Source organism: Natrialbaceae archaeon AArc-T1-2 (genome assembly GCF_030273315.1).
Lineage (GTDB): Archaea > Halobacteriota > Halobacteria > Halobacteriales > Natrialbaceae > Tc-Br11-E2g1.
In genome coordinates, this window is record NZ_CP127174.1 from 2,444,895 (window position 1) to 2,463,948 (window position 19,054).

The 19,054-nt window shown below is 65.6% G+C and carries 21 protein-coding genes; 8 read left to right on the forward strand and 13 right to left on the reverse strand.

All coding sequences use genetic code 11. From position 1 onward, the window contains the following. Position 1 precedes the first annotated feature (1 nt). The 3 genes from QQ977_RS12590 to QQ977_RS12600 are packed head-to-tail and all read right to left on the reverse strand — an operon-like array spanning position 2 to position 4,543. Positions 2-1,687, reverse strand: a complete 1,686-nt coding sequence (locus QQ977_RS12590; RefSeq protein ID WP_285926124.1) for a bacterio-opsin activator domain-containing protein — start codon at positions 1,685-1,687, stop codon at positions 2-4. After that, complete coding sequence (locus QQ977_RS12595; RefSeq protein WP_285926125.1) at positions 1,684-2,145, reverse strand: response regulator; 462 nt, start codon at positions 2,143-2,145, stop codon at positions 1,684-1,686. The genes QQ977_RS12590 and QQ977_RS12595 overlap by 4 nt, the downstream gene beginning before the upstream one ends. Then, the gene (locus QQ977_RS12600; RefSeq protein WP_285926126.1) at positions 2,138-4,543 is read right to left on the reverse strand and encodes a PAS domain S-box protein; all 2,406 of its coding nucleotides are present in this window, start codon (positions 4,541-4,543) and stop codon (positions 2,138-2,140) included. The genes QQ977_RS12595 and QQ977_RS12600 overlap by 8 nt, the downstream gene beginning before the upstream one ends. A gap of 598 nt (positions 4,544-5,141) precedes the next feature. On the opposite strand from QQ977_RS12600, the gene QQ977_RS12605 reads away from it, so the two are divergent. The 7 genes from QQ977_RS12605 (at position 5,142) to QQ977_RS12635 (ending at position 8,191) form a co-directional block, all read left to right on the forward strand. Continuing rightward, a complete protein-coding gene (locus QQ977_RS12605) occupies positions 5,142-5,504 on the forward strand; it encodes a DUF7344 domain-containing protein (RefSeq protein WP_285926127.1) in 363 nt (120 codons plus the stop codon). A 129-nt stretch (positions 5,505-5,633) separates the two neighbouring features. After that, on the forward strand, positions 5,634-6,020 hold the full coding sequence (locus QQ977_RS12610) for a hypothetical protein (protein WP_285926128.1): 387 nt from the start codon (positions 5,634-5,636) through the stop codon (positions 6,018-6,020). Positions 6,021-6,080: 60 nt separating this feature from the next. Further along, the gene (locus QQ977_RS12615; RefSeq protein ID WP_285926129.1) at positions 6,081-6,434 is read left to right on the forward strand and encodes a hypothetical protein; all 354 of its coding nucleotides are present in this window, start codon (positions 6,081-6,083) and stop codon (positions 6,432-6,434) included. Positions 6,435-6,545: 111 nt separating this feature from the next. Further along, positions 6,546-6,839, forward strand: a complete 294-nt coding sequence (locus QQ977_RS12620) for a ubiquitin-like small modifier protein 1 (protein WP_285928709.1) — start codon at positions 6,546-6,548, stop codon at positions 6,837-6,839. Positions 6,840-6,894: 55 nt separating this feature from the next. Then, on the forward strand, positions 6,895-7,158 hold the full coding sequence (locus QQ977_RS12625; protein WP_285926130.1) for a hypothetical protein: 264 nt from the start codon (positions 6,895-6,897) through the stop codon (positions 7,156-7,158). Then, positions 7,158-7,544 (forward strand): hypothetical protein, encoded by a 387-nt coding sequence (locus QQ977_RS12630; RefSeq protein WP_285926131.1) that lies wholly within the window; start codon positions 7,158-7,160, stop codon positions 7,542-7,544. Before QQ977_RS12625 ends, QQ977_RS12630 begins: the two co-directional genes overlap by 1 nt. Before the next feature lie 224 nt (positions 7,545-7,768). Next, on the forward strand, positions 7,769-8,191 hold the full coding sequence (locus tag QQ977_RS12635; protein ID WP_285926132.1) for an SPW repeat domain-containing protein: 423 nt from the start codon (positions 7,769-7,771) through the stop codon (positions 8,189-8,191). On the opposite strand, the gene QQ977_RS12640 is transcribed toward QQ977_RS12635, so the two are convergent. The 5 genes from QQ977_RS12640 to QQ977_RS12660 all read right to left on the reverse strand — a co-directional run bounded on the left by QQ977_RS12640 (position 8,188) and on the right by QQ977_RS12660 (position 13,908). Then, positions 8,188-8,520 carry a hypothetical protein gene (locus QQ977_RS12640; RefSeq protein WP_285926133.1) on the reverse strand — a complete coding sequence of 111 codons (333 nt, stop codon included), beginning with the start codon at positions 8,518-8,520 and terminating at the stop codon, positions 8,188-8,190. The two genes, QQ977_RS12635 and QQ977_RS12640, sit on opposite strands and share 4 nt — an antisense overlap. A gap of 63 nt (positions 8,521-8,583) precedes the next feature. Beyond that, positions 8,584-9,549 (reverse strand): alpha/beta fold hydrolase, encoded by a 966-nt coding sequence (locus QQ977_RS12645; RefSeq protein WP_285926134.1) that lies wholly within the window; start codon positions 9,547-9,549, stop codon positions 8,584-8,586. Between the two features lie 96 nt (positions 9,550-9,645). Further along, positions 9,646-11,559 carry an aldehyde ferredoxin oxidoreductase family protein gene (locus QQ977_RS12650; RefSeq protein WP_285926135.1) on the reverse strand — a complete coding sequence of 638 codons (1,914 nt, stop codon included), beginning with the start codon at positions 11,557-11,559 and terminating at the stop codon, positions 9,646-9,648. Positions 11,560-11,692: 133 nt separating this feature from the next. Continuing rightward, on the reverse strand, positions 11,693-11,872 hold the full coding sequence (locus tag QQ977_RS12655; protein WP_285926136.1) for a DUF1328 family protein: 180 nt from the start codon (positions 11,870-11,872) through the stop codon (positions 11,693-11,695). 185 nt (positions 11,873-12,057) lie between these two features. Next, on the reverse strand, positions 12,058-13,908 hold the full coding sequence (locus QQ977_RS12660) for a bacterio-opsin activator domain-containing protein (RefSeq protein WP_285926137.1): 1,851 nt from the start codon (positions 13,906-13,908) through the stop codon (positions 12,058-12,060). Positions 13,909-14,109: 201 nt separating this feature from the next. Here QQ977_RS12660 and QQ977_RS12665 point away from each other — a divergent pair, with 201 nt between their 5' ends. Continuing rightward, positions 14,110-14,316, forward strand: a complete 207-nt coding sequence (locus QQ977_RS12665) for an HVO_0649 family zinc finger protein (RefSeq protein WP_285926138.1) — start codon at positions 14,110-14,112, stop codon at positions 14,314-14,316. Positions 14,317-14,434: 118 nt separating this feature from the next. Here QQ977_RS12665 and QQ977_RS12670 read toward each other — a convergent pair whose 3' ends face one another. The 5 genes from QQ977_RS12670 to QQ977_RS12690 form a co-directional block, all read right to left on the reverse strand. Next, positions 14,435-15,316: an aminotransferase class IV gene (locus tag QQ977_RS12670; protein WP_285926139.1), complete on the reverse strand. Its 882-nt coding sequence runs from the start codon at positions 15,314-15,316 to the stop codon at positions 14,435-14,437. Beyond that, positions 15,298-15,960 (reverse strand): anthranilate synthase component II, encoded by a 663-nt coding sequence (locus tag QQ977_RS12675; protein ID WP_285926140.1) that lies wholly within the window; start codon positions 15,958-15,960, stop codon positions 15,298-15,300. Before QQ977_RS12675 ends, QQ977_RS12670 begins: the two co-directional genes overlap by 19 nt. Next, complete coding sequence (pabB, locus tag QQ977_RS12680; RefSeq protein WP_285926141.1) at positions 15,957-17,447, reverse strand: aminodeoxychorismate synthase, component I; 1,491 nt, start codon at positions 17,445-17,447, stop codon at positions 15,957-15,959. Before pabB ends, QQ977_RS12675 begins: the two co-directional genes overlap by 4 nt. Positions 17,448-17,506: 59 nt before the next feature. Continuing rightward, positions 17,507-18,124 carry a helix-hairpin-helix domain-containing protein gene (locus tag QQ977_RS12685; RefSeq protein ID WP_285926142.1) on the reverse strand — a complete coding sequence of 206 codons (618 nt, stop codon included), beginning with the start codon at positions 18,122-18,124 and terminating at the stop codon, positions 17,507-17,509. A gap of 81 nt (positions 18,125-18,205) precedes the next feature. Then, positions 18,206-19,009: a shikimate dehydrogenase gene (locus QQ977_RS12690; RefSeq protein ID WP_285926143.1), complete on the reverse strand. Its 804-nt coding sequence runs from the start codon at positions 19,007-19,009 to the stop codon at positions 18,206-18,208. Positions 19,010-19,054: the final 45 nt, after the last annotated feature.

Here is a 19,054-nt window from a genome sequence, read left to right on the forward strand (position 1 = left end):
CTCATCGATCGAACACGGTCTCGAAGAACTGCCGTTCGGCGGCCCGGAGATGCTGGGTGAACGTCGCCGACGTGATGTCGAGTCGCTCGGCGATCTCCTCGGCAGTGCTCGCACGCGGCCAGTCGAAATAGCCCGCGTAGACGGCGACCTCGAGGGCTTCGCGCTGTTTCTCGGTGAGGTTTTCGAGGATCGCCTGGTAGTCGAGCAGGTCGTCTGCGGTTCGTGTCACCGTCCGCTGGGCGACGTGGTCGGCGGCCGGACAGTGCTCCTCGATCGCGTCGATCAGCTGGCGTGCGTCGGCCCCGTGTGGGACCGTCGCGACGAACCGGAACTCGCCGTCGTCGATCGTGGCGGAGGCCAGCCTGCCACCCTGAGCTGCGAGGGTGTCGACCAACTCGAGGCCGGCCGTCGTCTTGGCCTCGAACTCGAACTCGTCGTAGCCGCCGGTGAGCAGGCGTACGCCGTCGACGAGGCTGGTGTCGGCGGCGACCTCCTGGAACTCCTCCCGAGGGAGATCCGACGCCGTTCCGTAGGCGAAGATGGCGTTCTCGCGTCCGTGGAGCTGTTCGACCTGGACCGTTCCGTCCCCCTCGTCTGCGAGCGCGATCAGCTCCTCGGCGACGCCCTCGAGCCGGAACTCGAGTTCGAGCGCCGAGTCGCTGACGAGCGCGTCCTTGCGTTCGATCGCGGCGATCGCGTGGCCGATGATGTCTCCCAGCCCGGCTAAGACCTCGAGTTCCGCACCCGTGAACGCGTTCGGTCGATCGGCGTAGACGTTCAAGATACCATAGCGGAGCCCTTCGTGAGTGATGGGAATAGTCGCCGACGATCGGAACCCTCGCTCGAGCGCCCGGTCACGCCAGGGTTCGAAGTCTGGATCCGTCTCGATGTCGCTGGCGATCTGGACCTCCCCCGTCCGTACCGCGGTTCCCGCCGGCCCGGCTCCGGTATCTCCCTCGTCCGCCGTGATAGTGACTTCCTCGAGGTAGCCCTCCGAGACGCCGGCAGACGCCGTCGGGACGATCTCCGTGCCGCCGCGTTCGAGCTGACCGATCCAGGCGAACCGATAGCGCTCGGCCTCGACGAGACGATCGCAGACGTGTTGTTCGAGCTCTGCCCGCGAGGACGTGGTGATGACGTCGTGGATGACGTCCTGGTTGATCTCGTTGAGCCGGTTGAGTGACGCGAGCTGTTGGCGTCGGCGCTCGCGGTCGCGTTTCTGCCTGTTGCGTTCGATGGCGTGTTGGATCGATCGGATCAACAGCTCGTCGGTCACCTCGTCTTTGACGAGGTAGTCCTGGGCGCCCTGTTCGATCGCCTGAAGCCCGATCTCCTGGTCGCGAACGCCGGTCAGGACGACGATCGGGGTCCACTCGACTGTCGCGAGCGTCTCACGAAGCGTCTCGAGCCCCTTGCTGTCGGGCAGGTTGAGATCGAGCAGTATCACGTCGACTGACGCCGACTCGAGGTGTTCGAGACCGTCCTCGAGTTGCGTCTCGTGGTCGACGACCGGTTCGGTCGTGGCCGTCTCGGAACCACCGGGCGCGACGCGTTGTCCGAGTTCCTCGGCGGTGGCGAGCATCTCCCGGATCAGCCTGGCATCGCCGGGGTTGTCCTCGATGAGGAGTACGTCGAGGCTCCCGGCGCTTCCGTCGTCGGTGGCATCTGTGACGTCGGCGTCTCTCATGGTCTCTCCTCCGGCGGTAGTCGCACGATACTGAGCCAGAACTGTTCGAACGCCCTGATCGTTTCGATGAACTCGGTCGGATCGACCGGCTTCGTGAGGTAGGCGTTCGCACACAGTTCGTACGAGGAGATGACGTCCTCTTCGGCTTTCGAGCTCGTCAACACGATGACCGGAATGCGCTGGAGATCCGGATCGTCGTTCATCACCTCGAGCACCTCGTCACCGTTTTTGCGCGGGAGGTTGAGATCCAGCAAGACGAGATCGGGTCGTGGGGCATCCGCGTGCTCGCCGCGTCGCTCGAGGAACTCGAGGGCTTCGACGCCGTCGGTGACGACGTGGAGGTCGTTCTCGATTCGTCCCTCCGCGAGCGCTTCCTCCGTGAGTCTGACGTCGCCGGGGTTGTCCTCGACGAGGAGGATCTGTGCTGGCGTCGTTCGTCGGGTCCGGTCGTTACTCATGGTCCGTATTTGGTGGTACTGCTGGCAGTGAAACCGTGAACGTCGACCCCTCGCCGGGTTCGGACTCGACGTCGATCTCGCCGCCGTGGCGGTCGACGATGCGCCGACAGAGCGTGAGACCGATCCCCGTTCCGGGGTGTTCGTCCTGGCTGTGGAGGCGGTTGAAGACCTCGAAGATGCGGTCCGCGTTCTCCGGTTCGATACCGATGCCGTCGTCCTCGACGGAGACGCGCCACGTCTCGCTTTCACCCTCGTCCGCCCGTTCGGCGGTGACGGCGACCCGTGGTGGTCTCTCGCCTGAGTACTCGATCGCGTTCGCGATGAGGTTTTGAAACGCCTGTCGAAGCTGGCTGCGATCGCCGTAGACGCGAGGGAGCGACTCGACCGTGACGTCGGCGTTACTCTCCTCGATCCGAACCTCGAGATCGGCGAGTACCTCCTCGAGTACCGCATCGAGTTCGACCGGCTCGAACGGATCGCCGCGGGTGTCGATCCGCGAGTACTCGAGCAGCCCGTCGATCATCGCTTGCATCCGGTCGGCTCCGTCGACCGCGAAGCCGATGAACTCCCGGGCGTCGTCGTCGAGTTCGTCCGTGTAGCGTCGCTCGAGTAGCGTCAGGTAGCTCGAGACCATCCGTAACGGCTCCTGGAGGTCGTGTGAGACGGCGTAGGCGAACTGCTCCAACTGTTCGTTCGAGGCCTCGAGCTCGTCGACCAACTCCTCGAGCTTGCGCCGGGCCTCCTTGCGCTCGGTGACGTCTTGTGCCATGAGCATCCCGGCGAAGATGTTGCCCGAACTGTTGCGGACGGGCAGCGTGTAGACGAGTAGGTCTCTGTCGTAGTACTCGATCTCGACGGAATGTTCTTCGCCCGCGAGCGCGCCGCGGAACTTCGGCTCGATCCGTGAAACCAGCTCCTCGGGATACCGTTCGTCGACGGATTCGCCGATGATCTCCTCGCTTTCGATACCGAGCTCGTCGAGCAACTCGCCGCCTGCGATCGTATACTCGAGGCTCTCGTCGAACAGCGCGACCGCACCGTTCGGGAAGTGCTCGAGTAGCGTCCGATAGCGCTGTTCGCTCTCTTCGAGTGTCCGCTCGCGACGCTTGCGTTCGGTGACGTCGTTTGCGATCCCGACGATCCGATCGACCGCACCGTCCTCGTACACGGGCGTCGCACGATCCCGCACCCACCGAACCGTCCCGTCGGGACGGACGACCCGGTACTCTTCGTCGTACTCGCCCCCTTTCTGACCGTCGAGCGACGCCCGAACGCGGTCTCGATCGTCCGGATGAATCGCCTCGAGAAACGCGTCCGGATTCTCGTACAGCTGTTCCCGGCTCCGGTCCCAGACCTCCTCGTAGGCCGGGTTCACGTAGAGCATCTCGTCTTTCTCGGGCGTCGACATCCAGACGACCTGCTCGAGGTTCTCCGCGAGCTGGCGGAACTTCCGTTCGCTCTTGTGAAGCTCCCGTTCGATCTCCTTGCGCTCGGTGACGTCCTCGATCGCGAAGACGACGCCCTCTATCTCCCCGCGCTCGTCACGGAGCGGCGCTCCATTGACGGAGATCCAGACGCGTTCGCCGTCCGGGCGGAGGACGCCACTGACCTGATCGTACAACGGCTCTCCGCTCTCGATGATCCGTGGGAACGGCAGGTCCTCCCTCTCGAGTGGCTCCCCGTCGACGCCGATCTCGTCCCAGTCGGGATCGTCGAAACTGAGTTCGTTGATCCACGCTCTCTCTCGCCCGAATATCTCCTCGGCGCGGTCGTTCGCGAACTGCAGTTCGCCGTCTCTCCCGACGATCGTGATTCCGATCGGACTCGTCTCGACGATCCGTTCGTTCAGCGTCCGTTCTTCGTGGAGCCGTCGTTTCACTCGCTCGTTTTCGATCGCCGACGAGAGAACGTTGCCGACGTTTCGGACGAAGGTGACGTCGTGGTCGGCGAACGACCGTCGATCGGTCGTGTAAATGCCGAAGACGCCCCACGGATTCTCGGTCGGACCGACGACGACGGTGATCCCGCTCGTGACGTCACGGCCGGCGAGTCGATCCGACAGAAAACGCGAGTCGGCCTCGAGATCCCCGACGACGACCGGCTCGGTGGTGAGCAGCGCGTACCCGACCTGGGAGTCCCGGTCGGCCGGCACCGTCGCGGATCCGACGAGGTCGTCCGCCACGCCGACGCCCTCACGAAGCACCAGTTCGTCGCCGCGGGCCTCGAAAAGCGTACAGCAATCGGCCTCGAGGACATCGGTGACGGCGCTCGCCGCTGCCTCCACGAACGCCTCGAGGTCGTCGGTTTCGAGGGCGCGTCGCCCGAGTTCGGCGACTGTTTCTTGCTGCCGAACAGGGGCCCGGAGTTCGCCACCGTCCGGGCGGTCGGTGCTCGCCATGATTGTCGAGTGGACGGGAGCCGTGCGGGTAAATGTAGTGCTCGGTAGCGCAGGTCGCCGTGCGATTGGATTTCATATCGCGATATGTGATTTATTAATATTTATTCCGAACGTGATCGTCGTGCATCGGTGGTCTCTCGGACAAAACCGTACGCGTCGGAGAAGACGCGACTTCGCCTACGGACCGACGCGGTGTCGATCGTCCGTCTCGAGTCCGGTGCGCTTCGACGATGGGGTCAAACCTCGAGGCACTCGTCTTGAACCACGTCGCACGCTCCGATCCCGCGAACGCCGAAACTCGAAGACCACCTCGACCTCGCTTCCAGAGAGCGCCGGCGAGTGACGCCGGTGCCGTCCGGTCTGAGTGCATGGTCGCCGTCACACCGGACTTCAGACTCGCGGCGCACTCGAGCGAGAAGCGATCGGAGTAGAGGATACGTCCACCATAAACCATATATCGAGATATGAATCGTGGCTGCGCGAAAACGAGAACTGGCGAAACCCGCAGTTCTCGGCAGGTCGGCTGTGCCAGCGCACACCAATATACTTAGACGGAGCAGCTTTCAGGGTAGGGGCCTTGCTCCAGATAGAACCTAGAATGAAGAAGACGGAGGCGTTCCGCGTCCTCGCTAGCGCTGACCGCCAGCTCGTACTCCACGAACTGGTCGAGCGAGACGACGGCGTCTCCGTAGACGAACTATCACGGCACGTCGCTGCCCGAAGACACAAGATCACTCCCGAAACGGTCAGCAGTTCCGCAGTCGAGCGAGCTCGAGTACGGTTGGTTCACACTCACCTCCCACAGCTGGTAGCGACGGACACCGTCGACGTCGACTGGGACGAACGTAGGGTATCGCTTACCGACGACGAGGCGACGGCCGAGCTGTTCGAGGCCGCCACGGAGCTGGACAGTTGGCCGCCGGACGACTTGCTGGCACCGCCGTCTCGTAGCCGTGGCTAGCTAACCCAACTGACACCGACGCTGGAGGACGGGTACCGACCGCGAGAGCGGATGCGAAATCCGCCAGCGCGATACGTCTCCGGGGGTCCGGTACGGGGTTTCTTATCGATCGGTGACGTCTACCGGAGCATGGACGAGGTATCACTCGGCGTTCCGAAACCGCTGCTCGAGCGACTGCCCGACGGCGACGACGACGCTGCAGCCGACATGCAACAGGCGGTCGCAGGCTGGGAGCGACGGATCAACCGTGCGATTGCAGAGGCCGACGACGACCGCGAGGCGGCCGGCCACGTCCTCGATGCGATCGATCGATTCGAACGGCGCTTCGAGACCTACGACGAGTTCGTCCCCGAACTGCGAGCGTGGGGACAGTCACCGATCTACGCAATCGCCTGGCGCAACCTCTATGCTGATCTGATCGGTCAGCTCTACGAACACGAGGACCTCGCCGATCGTCTCGATCGTGAACGAAACGCCAGGCTGGTCGAGGACGGCATTCGCCTTCAGGATCTCTAGTTGTCGACCCTCCACGACGATCATCCGAGGGTTCAAATCTTAGCACTCGATATCGCTTCCATGGAGTACGCCGTCTCTCGTGACGGAACGACGCTCGTGACGCTGCACGGAGGCAGCGAGACGACTGCCAGAGACGAGGCGATAGACCAGCTCGCGGCGACGTTTGTCGACCTCGAGGACGAAGGTGAGATCACAGACTGGGTGATCACCGACGCCGACGTCGCCGAGCAGCCGACGGCGCCGTTCGAGCCGTACACGATCGGAGTCGCATTCGCCGTGACCGTCGTCGTCGAGGCCGACGACCGAGCCGAAGCGATGGACCGTGGCGCGGCGGCGATCGAGGAGGCGCTCGAGTCGGCTGCGCTCGACGGCGTCACCTACGCGGCCGGACCCGACGTCGCCGAGCTGGAATAGCAGGTGAGAGCGTCGGGCCAACGACGAACCGTCCTGCAGTTGCCTCGAACGCAACTCACAACCGATCGTCCGACGCCCGAACTTATGTCAGTTCGCATCGACCGTACGGACATGGAACTCGAGTTGCGATTTTTCGCGACCTTTCGGGAGGCCGTCGGACGGAAAGAACTCGAGCGCGAGTTCGACGACGACGCCACCGTCGGCGACGTTCTCGAGACGTTAGAAGGCGAGTACGACGGTCTCGAGGGACAGTTGATCGAAGACGGTGAGATCCGTCCACAGCTAAGCGTGTTGAAAAACGGCCGCGACGTCGCCCACATGGAGGGAGTGGCGACCGACCTGGAGGACGGTGACCTGCTCTCGGTGTTTCCGCCGATTGCGGGCGGTGCCAGCGGGTCGACGTGACGGCGCTGTTCGTCGCTGGCCGCGAGTTTATCTCACTGCCGCCCGAATTTCGAGTGTGACTGCACGCGTCGAACGCTCGTTCCGTGGCATCTCGGAGCGACTCGCGATCCGGTACCTGTGCAACCTCGGGGGCGAACAGGTCGACGACGGCGTCGTCGAGGGCGACGGCTGGCGAGCTCACCTCTCGAGTGACACCGTCGCGGTCGGTCCGTCACTTACTCTCACCGAGGTGACGGTCGTCTTCGAGAGCGAGGACGAAAACGGCCTCGAAGACCTCGTCGAGACGTTCGCCCGCAAGGCGATGCGGGCAGGTGGCTGATGGCGGGCGAACCGATCGAGGGACAGGTGCTCGTGCTCGCGGCGGCGAAAGCGAGCGTCCCTCCGCAGCGACTCCCCGTCCTCCTCGAGCGCGTCCAGACCGACCTCGAGACGCGACTCGAGACGTACCGACGCAGCTACGAACGCGTCTACGACGGCGACGATCTCGAGGTATTCCTCGTCGAGCGGGATCACTGGGTGGATATCGGCGACCGGCTCGGGTTCGATCGGCGCGAGACCGCTGCGGTTCGACGGACACACGAAGAGCAGTTGTTACGGATCGGCCGCCGCCACGACCGCGAGGCGGAGTTCGAGTCGGCACTCGAGATCCGTGATCCGGTCGTGATCGGAACGAACGACCGTTCGGGTTCGCATCGGGACCGGTGAGGCCGTCGGCGAGCCGTAATCGACGTGCGACCGTTTCAGCCGAGACGTCGATCCCAGTGCGTGATTACTCGAGTCGGAATCGAGTGGCGGGTCCCACTCTGGGTTCACTCAATCGATCGTTGGACGTCCCATACGGATGTGGCTGGATCGGCTATCGGTAATCACCCATACTATCATCGAAACAACCGGTGTAGTTTATGCCCACTCCCGTCTCCGATCCGCGTATGAGTGACACAGCCGAGCGACCGGAAGGACGATCGGAAACGATGGCCGAACCGGAGGGAATGAAGTGGCTTAGCGGCATCGCCTCGCTGGTTGGACTCTGGATCCTGGTCTCGCCGTTCGTGTACGCTGCCACGGACGCGGGACTCTGGAACAACGTGATCATCGGCGCGGCGATTTTCCTGATCGCGGGCTACAACTACTACCGGATCGTCAACGACTATCCGACCAGCGTCGGCGCGATGTCGCTCGTTGCCCTCCTCGCACTGTGGACGATAGCCGCCCCGTTTACCTTCGAGATTGGGGTCGACGCGTTGCTGTGGAGTAACGTCGTCGCCGGCCTTCTGGGACTCATCTTCGCCGGATACGTCGCCTACACCGGCCGGAGGATCCGCGCGGGAGCACCCGCTGGCGCGACCGATTAAGGATTCTGGTCGGTCGCCTCGACGAGTTGCGCCTGGGTCACGATCTCCGTGTCACCGCCGCGACGGATCTGTAGATCGTGACCCGGTAGGTCGTCGTCCGTCTCCTCGAGGTCGTCCTGTGGAACCGATACCGCGGCGACGTCGTCGTAACTCATCGCTCGACGGAGAACCGTCTCGCCGCGGTGGGTGACCCGCTCCCAGCCCTCGTCGGCCTCGAGTTCGTCGGTGTCGAAGTACTCGTCGGACTCGTGGTCGGGATCGACGTCGCCGTCGGACCGGACGGTTTCGTTGGCGTCGTCGCGACGATACTGGTTGAGGTGGACGAGCATACTCGTCTCTCCCGGAGACAACGGCGTAAGTAGTGTGCTGGCGTGTGACGGGGGATCGCGTTCTCATCTCGAGAAAGACGAAAGCAGCCGTTCGGTTACCCGCCCCGGAGCGTCGAGGTGGACCCAGTGGCCAGCGTCCGGATACCGCTCGACGACGACGTCGGTGGCGTACGCCTCGAGGCCGTCGCTCCGGGCGAGAGACAGCGCCGGATCGCGCTCGCCCCAGCAGACGAGCGTCGGGACGTCGACCCGGTCGACGGGTTCGACCAACCGGTCGCCGACGACCGGGATCGCTCCCGGGAGCTGATCTCGGACCATGGTCCGAGCGAACGCCCGGTAGTAGTTGATCGCGGACTCGAGCGCCCCCGGCTGACGGAGCGCGACCCGGTAGCGTGCGAGATCGTCGTCGGTGAACGCGTCGGGTCGGACCGTCCACTCCCGGAAGAGCCGCTCGAGCGAGGCGAACCCGCGTCTGGCGAGCAGCCGCTCGGGCAGCCACGGGAGCTGGAACGTGAGAGCGTACCACGAGCGCCGGATTTGTTCGAGATCGAGTTCGCGGGCGTACTCGACCGGATGCGGTGCGTTCAGGACCGACAGCGTCGAGACGGTTTCGGGGTGAGATCGGGCGACGTCCCAGGCGACGACGCCGCCCCAGTCGTGGCCGACGACGTGGGCAGCGTCGTTTACCGTCCGGACGAACGCCGCGACGTCGTCCGCGAGCGTCGGGAGCCGATAGACGTCGATCCCGTGGGGTTTCTCCGAGCGGTTGTACCCGCGCATGTCGGGCGCGAGGACGCGATAGCCTGCCGCGGCGAGCGCCGGCAGCTGCTCGCGCCAGGTGTACCAAAACTCCGGGAAGCCATGGAGCAGGACGACCGGCGGTCCGTCCTCGGGGCCGGCCGCGACGTAGTGCAGGCGAACGCCGTTTGCGATCGTCTGTCCGTGTGTGACCAACTCGTCGACGTCAGCCGTCGGTTTCCCGTGCGGACCGACGGTCGAGCCCGCCTCTCGTGTGGGTGTGTCCTCCATATTTGAGTATCCCCTCTGCCGAGTTCGACGTAGCCCAGGCCTGCGATTACTCGAACCGCGTCGTGGCCGCCGAAACCGATCCGATCGGTGGGTGGATCAGTCGTCGCCGGCTGCGGCCGCACCGCCACCGCTGACGCCGGTGCCGGGGCCGATCTCGATCTCGAGTTCCTCGAGTTTCTCGTCCGGGACGACGCCGTCGACCCAGCCGCGGTGGTCGTAGTACTCGTCTTTCATCTCCTCGAGTTCGCAGTACTCGCCGTCGGAGCCGCCCTGGCCGGGGATACCGTCCTCGAGGAATCGCTCCGGCAGTGAGTCGTCGCTCCCGTCGAAGCCGACGAGGTTGTTGTAGTAGCGTTCGAGGTTGTAGACGCGTTCGCCGGCCTGGAGCAGTTCGTCCTCGCTGACGTCGCGGCCGGTCATCCCGTTGTACTGGGTGACGTACTCCTCGATGCCCTCGGCGAAGGCGTTGAACTTGCAGATGTCGAAGGAGTCGCTGATGGCGTGGAGGTCCTGGAACTGGGCGGTGAGTTCGCCTTTGCCCTCCCACTCGTAGGGATCGACCTTCTCGGGGATGCCGAGGATCTCCGCGGCGGGGGTGTACCCGCGAAGGTGACAGGCACCGCGGTTCGAGGTGGCGTAGCCGATGCCCATCCCCTTCATGCAGCGGGGGTCGTAGGCTGGAATCGTCTGGCCCTTGACCGCAATCGAGTTCTCGTGGGCGTCGAGTTCCTCGGCGATGCGGTCGGCACCCTCCGCGAGCAGGTCGCCGATGCCCTCGCGGTGGCCGATCTTTTTGATCATCTCGATCATCGTCTCGGTGTCGCCCCAGTCGACGTCCTCGTCTACGTTGCCGTCCTCGCTCATCTCCATCGCCATCGCGAGCATGTTGCCCGTCTCGATGGCGTCGATCGAGAGGTCGTTACAGCGGTCGATCATCACGGCGATGGAGTCTCTGTCGTCGTTCATGGAGTTCGGACCGAGCGAGAACGCGGGCTCGTACTCGAAGGACTCCATGCGGACGTTCATCTCCTCGCCTTTGTGCATGTAGTCGACCTCGACTTCCTTCTTGCACGCGACTGGACAGGAGTGACACGTCGGCTCGTCGACGAGGATGTTCTCGCGGACGTTCTCGCCGGAGACACGTTCGGCGTCGAAGTCGATGCCTCTGTCCTCGCTCGCGGCGCGGGTGCTCGTGTAGCGGGCGTTGCCCGTCGGGAGGCCGTCCATCTCCTCGGTGATGTTCATCAGGACGTTGGTCCCGTACACCGAGAGCCCGCCCTCGTTTGGTGCGGTGACGTCCGACTCCTGGATGGCCTGCATCGCGGCCTGGTGGCCCTCCTTGAACGTCTCCGGATCCGCGGGCTGGGGCATCTTTGTCCCCGATTTGACGACGACCGCCTTGAGGTTCTTGTTCCCCATCACACAGCCGGTGCCGCCCCGCCCGGAAGCACGGTCGTCCTCGTTGATGATACACCCGAAGCGGACCTCGTTTTCCGCGCCGGGACCGATCCCCATGATCGAGAGGTTCTTGCCGTACTCGCCGTCTACCTCTTCTTCGAGCGTGTCACGGGCCTCGTGAAAGCCCTTGCCCCAGAGGTGAGAGGCGTCTCGTAACTCGAGTTCGCCGTCTTCGACGTAGGCGTATACCGGGTCGTCGGCCTGACCTTCGAACAGCAGGCCGTCGAAACCGGCCCACTTCAGACGCGCGCCCGACCAGCCGCCCTGGTGGCTGTCGGTGACCGTCCCCGTCAGTGGCGATTTGGTACAGACGGCGATGCGGCCGCTCATCGTCACCTGCGTGCCCGACAGCGGCCCGTTCATGAACGCGAGCAGGTTGTCGGGGCCGAGCGGGTCGACGTCCGGCCCCTGTTCGAAGACGTACTTTACGCCGAGGCCGCGCGCGCCGATGTACTTCGTCGCGTCCTCGTCGTCGATCGACTCGTACGCAACCGACTCCTCGCCGAGGTCGACGCGGGCAACCTTGTCCTGAAATCCGCCGAGTTCTGTCATGGTAACCTCCGTACCTTGTATTGGATGTCCAGGGTGTTAGTTATTCCCTGTCGGTCGTAACTAGAATGAGTTTCATACTTGGGATAGTATAACTAATATCAGACATCAGGAGGCGATGTTTGCAGGCGAACCGTTACAGCAACAGCGAGACGACGGCGAGGATCAGAAAGACCACCACGAAGATTCGGGCGACCTCCATCGAAATTCCGGCGACGCCTCGAGCGCCGACCGCCGCAGCGACGATTGCGAGCACGAAAAAGACGAGTGCCCAGTACAGGAAGCCGCCGCCGCCGATCTGTAGTACCTCGAGCATGAGCCCAGATATCACACCACCGGTTATAAACGCAGGCGACCGTCCCGGACCGTTTACGGTCCTAGCAGCGCCCTACACCGAGGTAAAGCGCCGTTCAGATGGACCCAGACGAGCATCGATGAACGGAACCGACCAAAATCGACGGAATCGTCCATCGACGCCAGTCACGGACTTTTCCGAGGACGCTACGCATCGAAAAACGCCCGGCAGAGCTTCGCTTCCGCGGTCCGGAGGTGTTCGTGAAACGTCGGCCGGGTGACGTCCATCGACGCCGCGAGTTCCTCGCCGGTCGTCGGACGCGGCCACTCGAAGTACCCGCCGAGATACGCCCGCCGCAACGCCGCCAGCTGGCGGTCGGTGAGCGCTTTCTCGAGCCGGCGGGCGAACTCCTGGCTGGTCTCGTCGCTGCGGTCTCGCTGTTGGACCGAGCGGACGTCGGTCTCCGGATACCGCCGTGTCAGGGCGTCGACGACGTCACGGACGTTCGCCGATCTGGGTAGCTCGAGTGTCAGCGTCGCTGTCCCGTCCGCGGCGGTGATCGTTCGGACGACGCCACCGCGGTCGGAGAGCCACTCGACGATCCCGTCTTCGATTTCGAGTTCGATCAGCGACGACGACTCGCGTTCGACGACTGGCTCGAGGTCGACGCCGGGAAGCTCGGTCGCGGCCGCCTCGAGATCTGCCATCGATGCACCCGTGGCGGTAAACAGCGAGGTCGTCTCGGCGTCGGTGCGATGGACCGACCGGCGGTACTCGAGTTCACAGTCGGCGAGAGCCGAGAGCGCGGCCGGCGCGAGGTCGTCGTCTGCGATCTCGAGGTCGACCGCGACGACGGCGTCGGTCGCGAGCATCCGACTCGTCTCGCGGGCGTTGATCCCGCTCGCGACCGCCCGGGCGAGCGCGGAGAGGACGACCTCCTCGCGGTCGTCGACGGCCTCGCCGGGTGCCGTCCGGACGGTCAACACGCCGTATTCGACGTCGTTGTACGACAACGGGACGGCTGCGACGGTCGTCTCTCCGCCGGCGTCGACGACGAACTCGTCGCCCTCGAGCGCGGCGACGGCGGGGTGGTCACCGTCGACGGAGACGGATCCCTCCTCACCGGCCGTCGCGCGCGCTTCGACCGAGTCGGTCGTGGGCGTTCGCTCGCCGATCCAGACCGTTTCGTAGCTCGCCTCGGCGGCGATCCGGTCACAGACGGCCGCCTCGAGGTCGTCCCGCGAGGACGCCCCCGCGACGGCGGCGGTGACGTCTTTGACCAGCCCCTCGACGCGTTCGAGGACGCGCTCGAGTTCGGTCCGACGTCGCTGGGCCTCGAGTTCGGCGTTCTTGCGTGCGGTGACGTCGTTCTGGAAGCCGACGTAGTTCGTGACGGTGCCGTCGTCGTCGCGTACGGGGGCGATGGTCACCTCGTTCCAGAACTCCGTGCCGTCTCTGCGGTAGTTTTTCAGTTCGACGGTGACCGGTTCGGTCGCCTCGATGGCCTCGCGCATGGCGGCGACTGCCTCGGGATCTGAGTCCTCGCCCTGGAGGAACCGGCAGTTGCGGCCGACGATCTCCTCGACGTCGTAGCCCGTGATCTCCTGGAAGGCGTCGTTGACGTAGATCAGCGGGTTGTCCTCCCGGTCGGGATCGGAGATCGTGACGCCGACGGGCGTCTCGTCGATCGCCCGGTCTTTGAGTACTCTGTCGCGATCGAGTGCGTCTGCGTCGCCGTCGAACGTGACCGTTGCCCCGTCGACGTCCCGGTGGACGCGGGCGTCGAACCGGTCGTCCGCGAGCGCGACCGTCCGTGCGGTGCCGACGGCCGTCTCGTCGATCGCCCCCTCGAGGTCGTCCCAGACCTCCCCGAGGACGTCGCCGGCCGCTCGACCGACCGCGTCGCCGGAGAGGTCAAACGCCTCGGTCGCGGCGGCGTTTACGTAACTGACCGTTCCGTCGGCGACGGCGACGACGGGGTCGACGATGCGCTCGAGGGCAGCCGGCTGACCGTCACCGATCGACTCACCCTCCCGCGGCGCGTCGGGCTCGTCCATGAGCCTACACAGGGAGGCGTCGCCTATGAAGTGTGGTGGTTGCTCACCCGCCTCGGGGTCGAGCCCCGTGGCATCCGCCTCGAAATTCGGTGAACTCGAGCTAGAGCCGGGTCGAGAGACGCCACCCCGGCCGTTCATTCCCCAGGACCATGGTTGTTAATAACAGACAAACTTATGTGACGTTATCACATACCATGGTCCATGGCAGCAAGAGACGGCAGAAACGGAAGTTCACCGTTCGATCGACTCCGACAGAAACTCGATGCAACCGGGTTCCGTTGCCGAGACTGTGGATACGTCGACGAAAACGGCAGCTGGCAGGCGGCTACCTCGGGAGCGCAGGTCACGTACCAGCACAGCTGTCCGAAGTGCGATGCAGTCTCGACTCGTGATCTGCGTCTCGAGTGAGACGATCCCTTCTCCGGTGCTCAACGGACGGTGAGCGACGTGGCTGTCTCGACGTAGACTCGCTCTCCAGCCGATCGAGTTCCCCAGCGCAACGCCGTCGTACTCCAGACTCGAGGAGCTACGAATAACACGTCCGTTCGACGCACTGGTCGAACAGCCTCGCGAGTCGGTCGGCGACCGGCCCGCCGCCGATATCGACGCCGTCTATCGACGCGACGGGACGGAGTTCCCACGTCGAGTTCGTAAGAAAGGCTTCGTCGGCCTCGCGGACCGTCGCTGGCACGTACCGTCCCTCGTGAGTCGAAATTCCGGCCTCCATCGCCAGCTCGAGGACGGCCTCGCGGGTGATCCCTGGCAACACGGGGCCGTCGGTCGTCGGCGTATAGAGCGTGCCGTCGTCGACGAAGAAGACGTTGCTCGTCGCGCCTTCCGCGACGTGGCCGTCGACGTCGAGCAGCAGGGCCTCGTCGCCGTCTGTGAGTTCGGTCCGGGCGAGGATGCCGTTCAGGTAGTTGTGGGTCTTCGCCGCCGCCGGAATCGCCGCGTCGGGGATCCGGCGTGTGGAGACGGTCTCTACCGTCGCCGGCCCGTCCCAGACGGGTTCGCCGTCGAGACCACCCCGTGGAAGGGGGGCGACGTAGACGACGACCGTCGGATCGACCTCGGGGTCGGGGGTGAGTTTTCCGGGCTGGACGCCGCGAGTAATCGAGAGGCGGACGTACGCGTCCGCGAGGTCGTTCGCAGAAAGCGTCTCGTCGATCCGCCTGCGGAGGTCAGTCCGCGAGAGGCCGTGGTCGATCGCGAGGACGTCGCAGGTTCGCTCGAGGCGGTCGGCGTGGGCGGGCCACTCGAAGAGGTCGCCGCCGTACGCTCGCAACGTCTCGAAGGCGGCGTCGCCGTACCGAAAGCCGCGGTCCTCGACCGAAACGGTCGCCTCGCCGGCAGGGACGAGTTCGCCGTCGACGTGATACAGCAGTTCGCTCACGAGGTCTCCCTCCACTCGCGAGCCATCACACAGAAGTTCCGGATCATCCGCTTGCCGAACTCGAGCGAGGTTTCCCGGCCGCAGGCGCCGTCGTCCGTGCCGTCGGCGTCGCGCGTCAGGATGCTCTCGGGGTGAAACTGGACGCCGACGTGGGGCAGTTTCCGGTGGCGGACGGCCATCAACACCTCGCGTTCGTCCGTGGTCGTCGCGGTCTCACACAGGGCGTCGGGAAGCGCGTCGCGTTCGACAGCGAGCGAGTGATACCGACCGACCTGAACGCGCTCGGGAAGTCCCTCGAAGACGCCGTCGCCGTCGTGGGAGACGACGGAGGGTTTACCGTGGACGACCTCGGGGGCGTGGACGACGGGCGCGCCGTGGGCCGCACACAGCGCCTGGTGCCCGAGACAGACCCCCAGGATCGGGTACTCGGTCTCGGCGAACAGGGGACTCGAGATTCCTGCCTCCGCGGGCGTGCCGGGGCCGGGTGAGACGACGATTCCCGTCGGATCCAGTTCGCGCACGTCCGCGAGCGAGATCGCGTCGTTGCGCCGAACGACCACCTCGTCGGCGAGTTCACCCACGTACTGGACGAGGTTGTAGACGAACGAGTCGTAGTTGTCCACCACGAGCACGCGCGTTTCGCTCGGGTTCGCGGTCACGGCCGATCACCGTCGGTTCCGACCGCCATCGCCGCCCGCTCGCCGAGTGCCTCGTCGACGGCGGTCACGAGCGCTCGCGCTTTGTCCAGGGTCTCGTCGTACTCGCGGTACGGATCGGAGTCGTGAACGATCCCCGCACCGACCCGGAGGTGGTACTCGTCGTCGTGGCGGACGAGCGTCCGGATCACGATGTTCATCGTCGCCCGGCCGTCGAAGCCGAAGACGCCCACGCTGCCCGTATAGGGGCCGCGGCGGGTCGCCTCGCGCTCGTCGATGATTTCCATCGTCTTCGGCTTCGGCGCGCCGGTGATCGTCCCGCCGGGGAAAACGGCGGCGATCGCGTCGGCGAGCGTCGCGTCCGCACGCAGGCGGCCGGCCACGTTCGAGACGAGGTGCATCACCGCCGAGTAGCGATCGACCCGGCGATACTCACTGACCTCGACGCTGCCGTACTGACAGACCTTTCCGAGATCGTTGCGTTCGAGATCGACCAGCATGGCGTGTTCGGCCCGCTCTTTCTCGTCGCCGAGCAGGTCGGCCTCGAGTGCCTCGTCCTCGTCGGGCGTCTCCCCGCGCGGACGGGTGCCCGCGATCGGCTCCGTCCGGACGAACTCGTCGTCGCGCTCTAAGAGCAACTCGGGACTGGCACTCACCAGATCCACGTTTCGGAACTCGAGCAGACAGGAGTACGGCGCGGGGTTGACCCGCCTGAGGGCGTCGTAGGCTGCGACGGGATGGACCGCCGCGGGCGCGACGAGCCGTTGGGAAACGTTCGCCTGGAAGGTATCGCCGTCGCGGATCGACTCCTTGACCGCCCGGACCCGGTCGGCGAACGCTTCCCGGCCGCAGTCGCTCTCGAACGTCGCCGTCGCCGCCGTCGTCGGCGGCTCGCCGACCGAGCGGTCGCCCTCGCGGATTCGCTCGACGAGTTCGAGCGCTCGTTCCTTGCCCCGTTCGTAAGCCCGCTCCGGATCGTCCTCGAGGCGAGGACAGGCCCCAATCCGTAGTACCGTCTCGCCGTCTCTCGGCTCCTTCCAGGCCGCGAGCCGGTCGTAGACGGCGACCTCGAGGCGTGCCAGCCCCCGATCGTCGTCGGCCGATCCCGGCAGTTCCTCGAGTTCGCGAGCGACGTCGTACGAGAGCCAGCCGATCGCGCCACAGGGGTAGGGAATCGAGCACGCTCCGCGGACGAGCCGTTCGCCGGCGAGCAGTCCCTCGAGTGCAGCGAGCGTGGGTGAGCCGTCCGAGCGGGCGACGGCGTCCGGGCCGACGGTGAGTCGTTCGACCGGATCGACGCCGAAGTATCCCCAGCCCGACTGACCGCCGGTCGTCTCGAGGATGGCTCCGCCATCGTCGTCTCGTGCGCGTCTGTAGGCGAGAAACGGGTCCGTGACCTCGAGGCGGACCTCGACGGGGATCCGCACGCCGGACGGAGCGTCCCGCGCGACGCGACGAAACGCCTCGAGCGTGGTCACGACCCGGGCCATGGCAGGAACGTGAACGCGACCGACTAACCGTCTTGCGGTTCGACGGCCGCCGAGGCGGGTTATCGAACCTCTGCACGGTCGATCCAGCCCTGAATGCGCGTCGCCGAGATGTCTGTCTCCTCGGCGAGTGCCTCGGCATCCGCGGCCGCGAGGTCGCGTACGGTCTCGACGCCGGCGTCGGCGAGTCGGTCGGAGTAGGCCGGCCCGATACCTTTGATGTCGTCGACCGGCACCGGCTGGACCGACTCGCCGGCTTTCTCGTCCGTCGGTGCGGCGTCTGCCTCCGACGGACCGGTCGCCTCCGCGGGCTCGGCCGCCTCGTCTGGACGCTCGCTTTGCTGGGTCAGCGAGTCGGTCGCGGCTGCGGCGTCGCTTCCCGCCGCGGCCGACTCCTCGAGGTCGGCTTCCTCGTCGGTGCCGTCTCCGTCGCGTTCCTCGGCGGTCTCGTCGCCTTCCACGAGATCGGCCGCTGCCGGTTCTTCGTCGCCGGTCGGCGAGACAGCGTCGGTCTCGGATACCTCTGCGGGATCGCCCGGAACGGCCGCGTTCGATTCGGTCGCGTCGTCCGACTGGCCGCCCTCGCGCTCAACGGTCACTGCGACGTCCCGGTCGCGCCGTCGCTCGGAACGGGAGTCGCCGAGTCCGAGCAGCGACTTCAGTTTCTGGAGGATCGCCATTACCATCACGTAGGTTGCGTCGTCACATAAAGTCGTTCGATCCTGGCAGTAGTCGGAAACGACGTGTTCGGCACGCCTCGACTACAGCCGTTCCCGCAACGCCTCGTTCATCACCTCGACCGGCGCGTCCGCGCCCGTCCAGCGCTCGAAGGCCTCGACGCCCTGGTAGAGCAACATCCACGCGCCGTCGATCGTCGCCGCCCCGCGATCCGCCGCCTCGCGAAGTAGCCGAGTCTCGAGCGGCCGATAGACCGCATCGAGAACCGTCAGGTCGCCGTGTAACGCCTCGGCCGGGACCGGCGAGACGTCCTCTTCCATCCCGACGCTGGTCGCGTTGACGAGCACGTCGGCATCCGCGAGCAGGTCGGGAACCGACTCGAGGTCGTGACCCGACGCTCCCGGGACCTCGTCGGCGAGGTCGTGAGCGTTCGGTTCGGTCCGGTTCGCAATCGCAACGGTCGCGCCGGCGTCGGCGAGCCCGAACGAGATCGCCCGTCCGGCCCCGCCAGCGCCGACGACGACCGCGCCGGCCCCCTCGAGGTCGACGTCGACGCGTTCGAGCGCCCGGAGCGCGCCGCCGGCGTCGGTGTTGTGTCCGGTCGGCGGCCCTTCGCCGGAGAAGTCGATCGTGTTGACCGCACCGATCCGCCTCGCCAGCTCGTCGGGTTCGACGTGTGCGAGGACGTCCTGTTTGAACGGGATCGTTACGTTGAGCCCGCGAACGCCCAGGGCGTCTGCGCCCTCGAGCGCCGTCTCGAGGGTCACTGGATCGGGTTCGAACGTGACGTAGCGTGCGTCGATGCCGAGTTCGTCGTAGGCCGCCTCGTGCATCGGCGGCGACAGCGAGTGGGTGACGGGGTTTCCGATGAGACCGAATACCTGCATACCGGCTCTCGGTGCGGCGGGGTCAAGAATCGGTCGGAGTTTGGC

Bases quoted from the DNA above. Each gene is read 5' to 3' on its own strand.
- QQ977_RS12590 (WP_285926124.1), bottom strand. From the start codon at position 1,687: ATGAGAGACGCCGACGTCACAGATGCCACCGACGACGGAAGCGCCGGG.
- QQ977_RS12595 (WP_285926125.1), bottom strand. From the start codon at position 2,145: ATGAGTAACGACCGGACCCGACGAACGACGCCAGCACAGATCCTCCTC.
- QQ977_RS12600 (WP_285926126.1), bottom strand. From the start codon at position 4,543: ATGGCGAGCACCGACCGCCCGGACGGTGGCGAACTCCGGGCCCCTGTT.
- QQ977_RS12605 (WP_285926127.1), top strand. From the start codon at position 5,142: ATGAAGAAGACGGAGGCGTTCCGCGTCCTCGCTAGCGCTGACCGCCAG.
- QQ977_RS12610 (WP_285926128.1), top strand. From the start codon at position 5,634: ATGGACGAGGTATCACTCGGCGTTCCGAAACCGCTGCTCGAGCGACTG.
- QQ977_RS12615 (WP_285926129.1), top strand. From the start codon at position 6,081: ATGGAGTACGCCGTCTCTCGTGACGGAACGACGCTCGTGACGCTGCAC.
- QQ977_RS12620 (WP_285928709.1), top strand. From the start codon at position 6,546: ATGGAACTCGAGTTGCGATTTTTCGCGACCTTTCGGGAGGCCGTCGGA.
- QQ977_RS12630 (WP_285926131.1), top strand. From the start codon at position 7,158: ATGGCGGGCGAACCGATCGAGGGACAGGTGCTCGTGCTCGCGGCGGCG.
- QQ977_RS12635 (WP_285926132.1), top strand. From the start codon at position 7,769: ATGAGTGACACAGCCGAGCGACCGGAAGGACGATCGGAAACGATGGCC.
- QQ977_RS12640 (WP_285926133.1), bottom strand. From the start codon at position 8,520: ATGCTCGTCCACCTCAACCAGTATCGTCGCGACGACGCCAACGAAACC.
- QQ977_RS12645 (WP_285926134.1), bottom strand. From the start codon at position 9,549: ATGGAGGACACACCCACACGAGAGGCGGGCTCGACCGTCGGTCCGCAC.
- QQ977_RS12650 (WP_285926135.1), bottom strand. From the start codon at position 11,559: ATGACAGAACTCGGCGGATTTCAGGACAAGGTTGCCCGCGTCGACCTC.
- QQ977_RS12655 (WP_285926136.1), bottom strand. From the start codon at position 11,872: ATGCTCGAGGTACTACAGATCGGCGGCGGCGGCTTCCTGTACTGGGCA.
- QQ977_RS12660 (WP_285926137.1), bottom strand. From the start codon at position 13,908: ATGGACGAGCCCGACGCGCCGCGGGAGGGTGAGTCGATCGGTGACGGT.
- QQ977_RS12665 (WP_285926138.1), top strand. From the start codon at position 14,110: ATGGCAGCAAGAGACGGCAGAAACGGAAGTTCACCGTTCGATCGACTC.
- pabB (WP_285926141.1), bottom strand. From the start codon at position 17,447: ATGGCCCGGGTCGTGACCACGCTCGAGGCGTTTCGTCGCGTCGCGCGG.
- QQ977_RS12685 (WP_285926142.1), bottom strand. From the start codon at position 18,124: ATGGCGATCCTCCAGAAACTGAAGTCGCTGCTCGGACTCGGCGACTCC.
- QQ977_RS12690 (WP_285926143.1), bottom strand. From the start codon at position 19,009: ATGCAGGTATTCGGTCTCATCGGAAACCCCGTCACCCACTCGCTGTCG.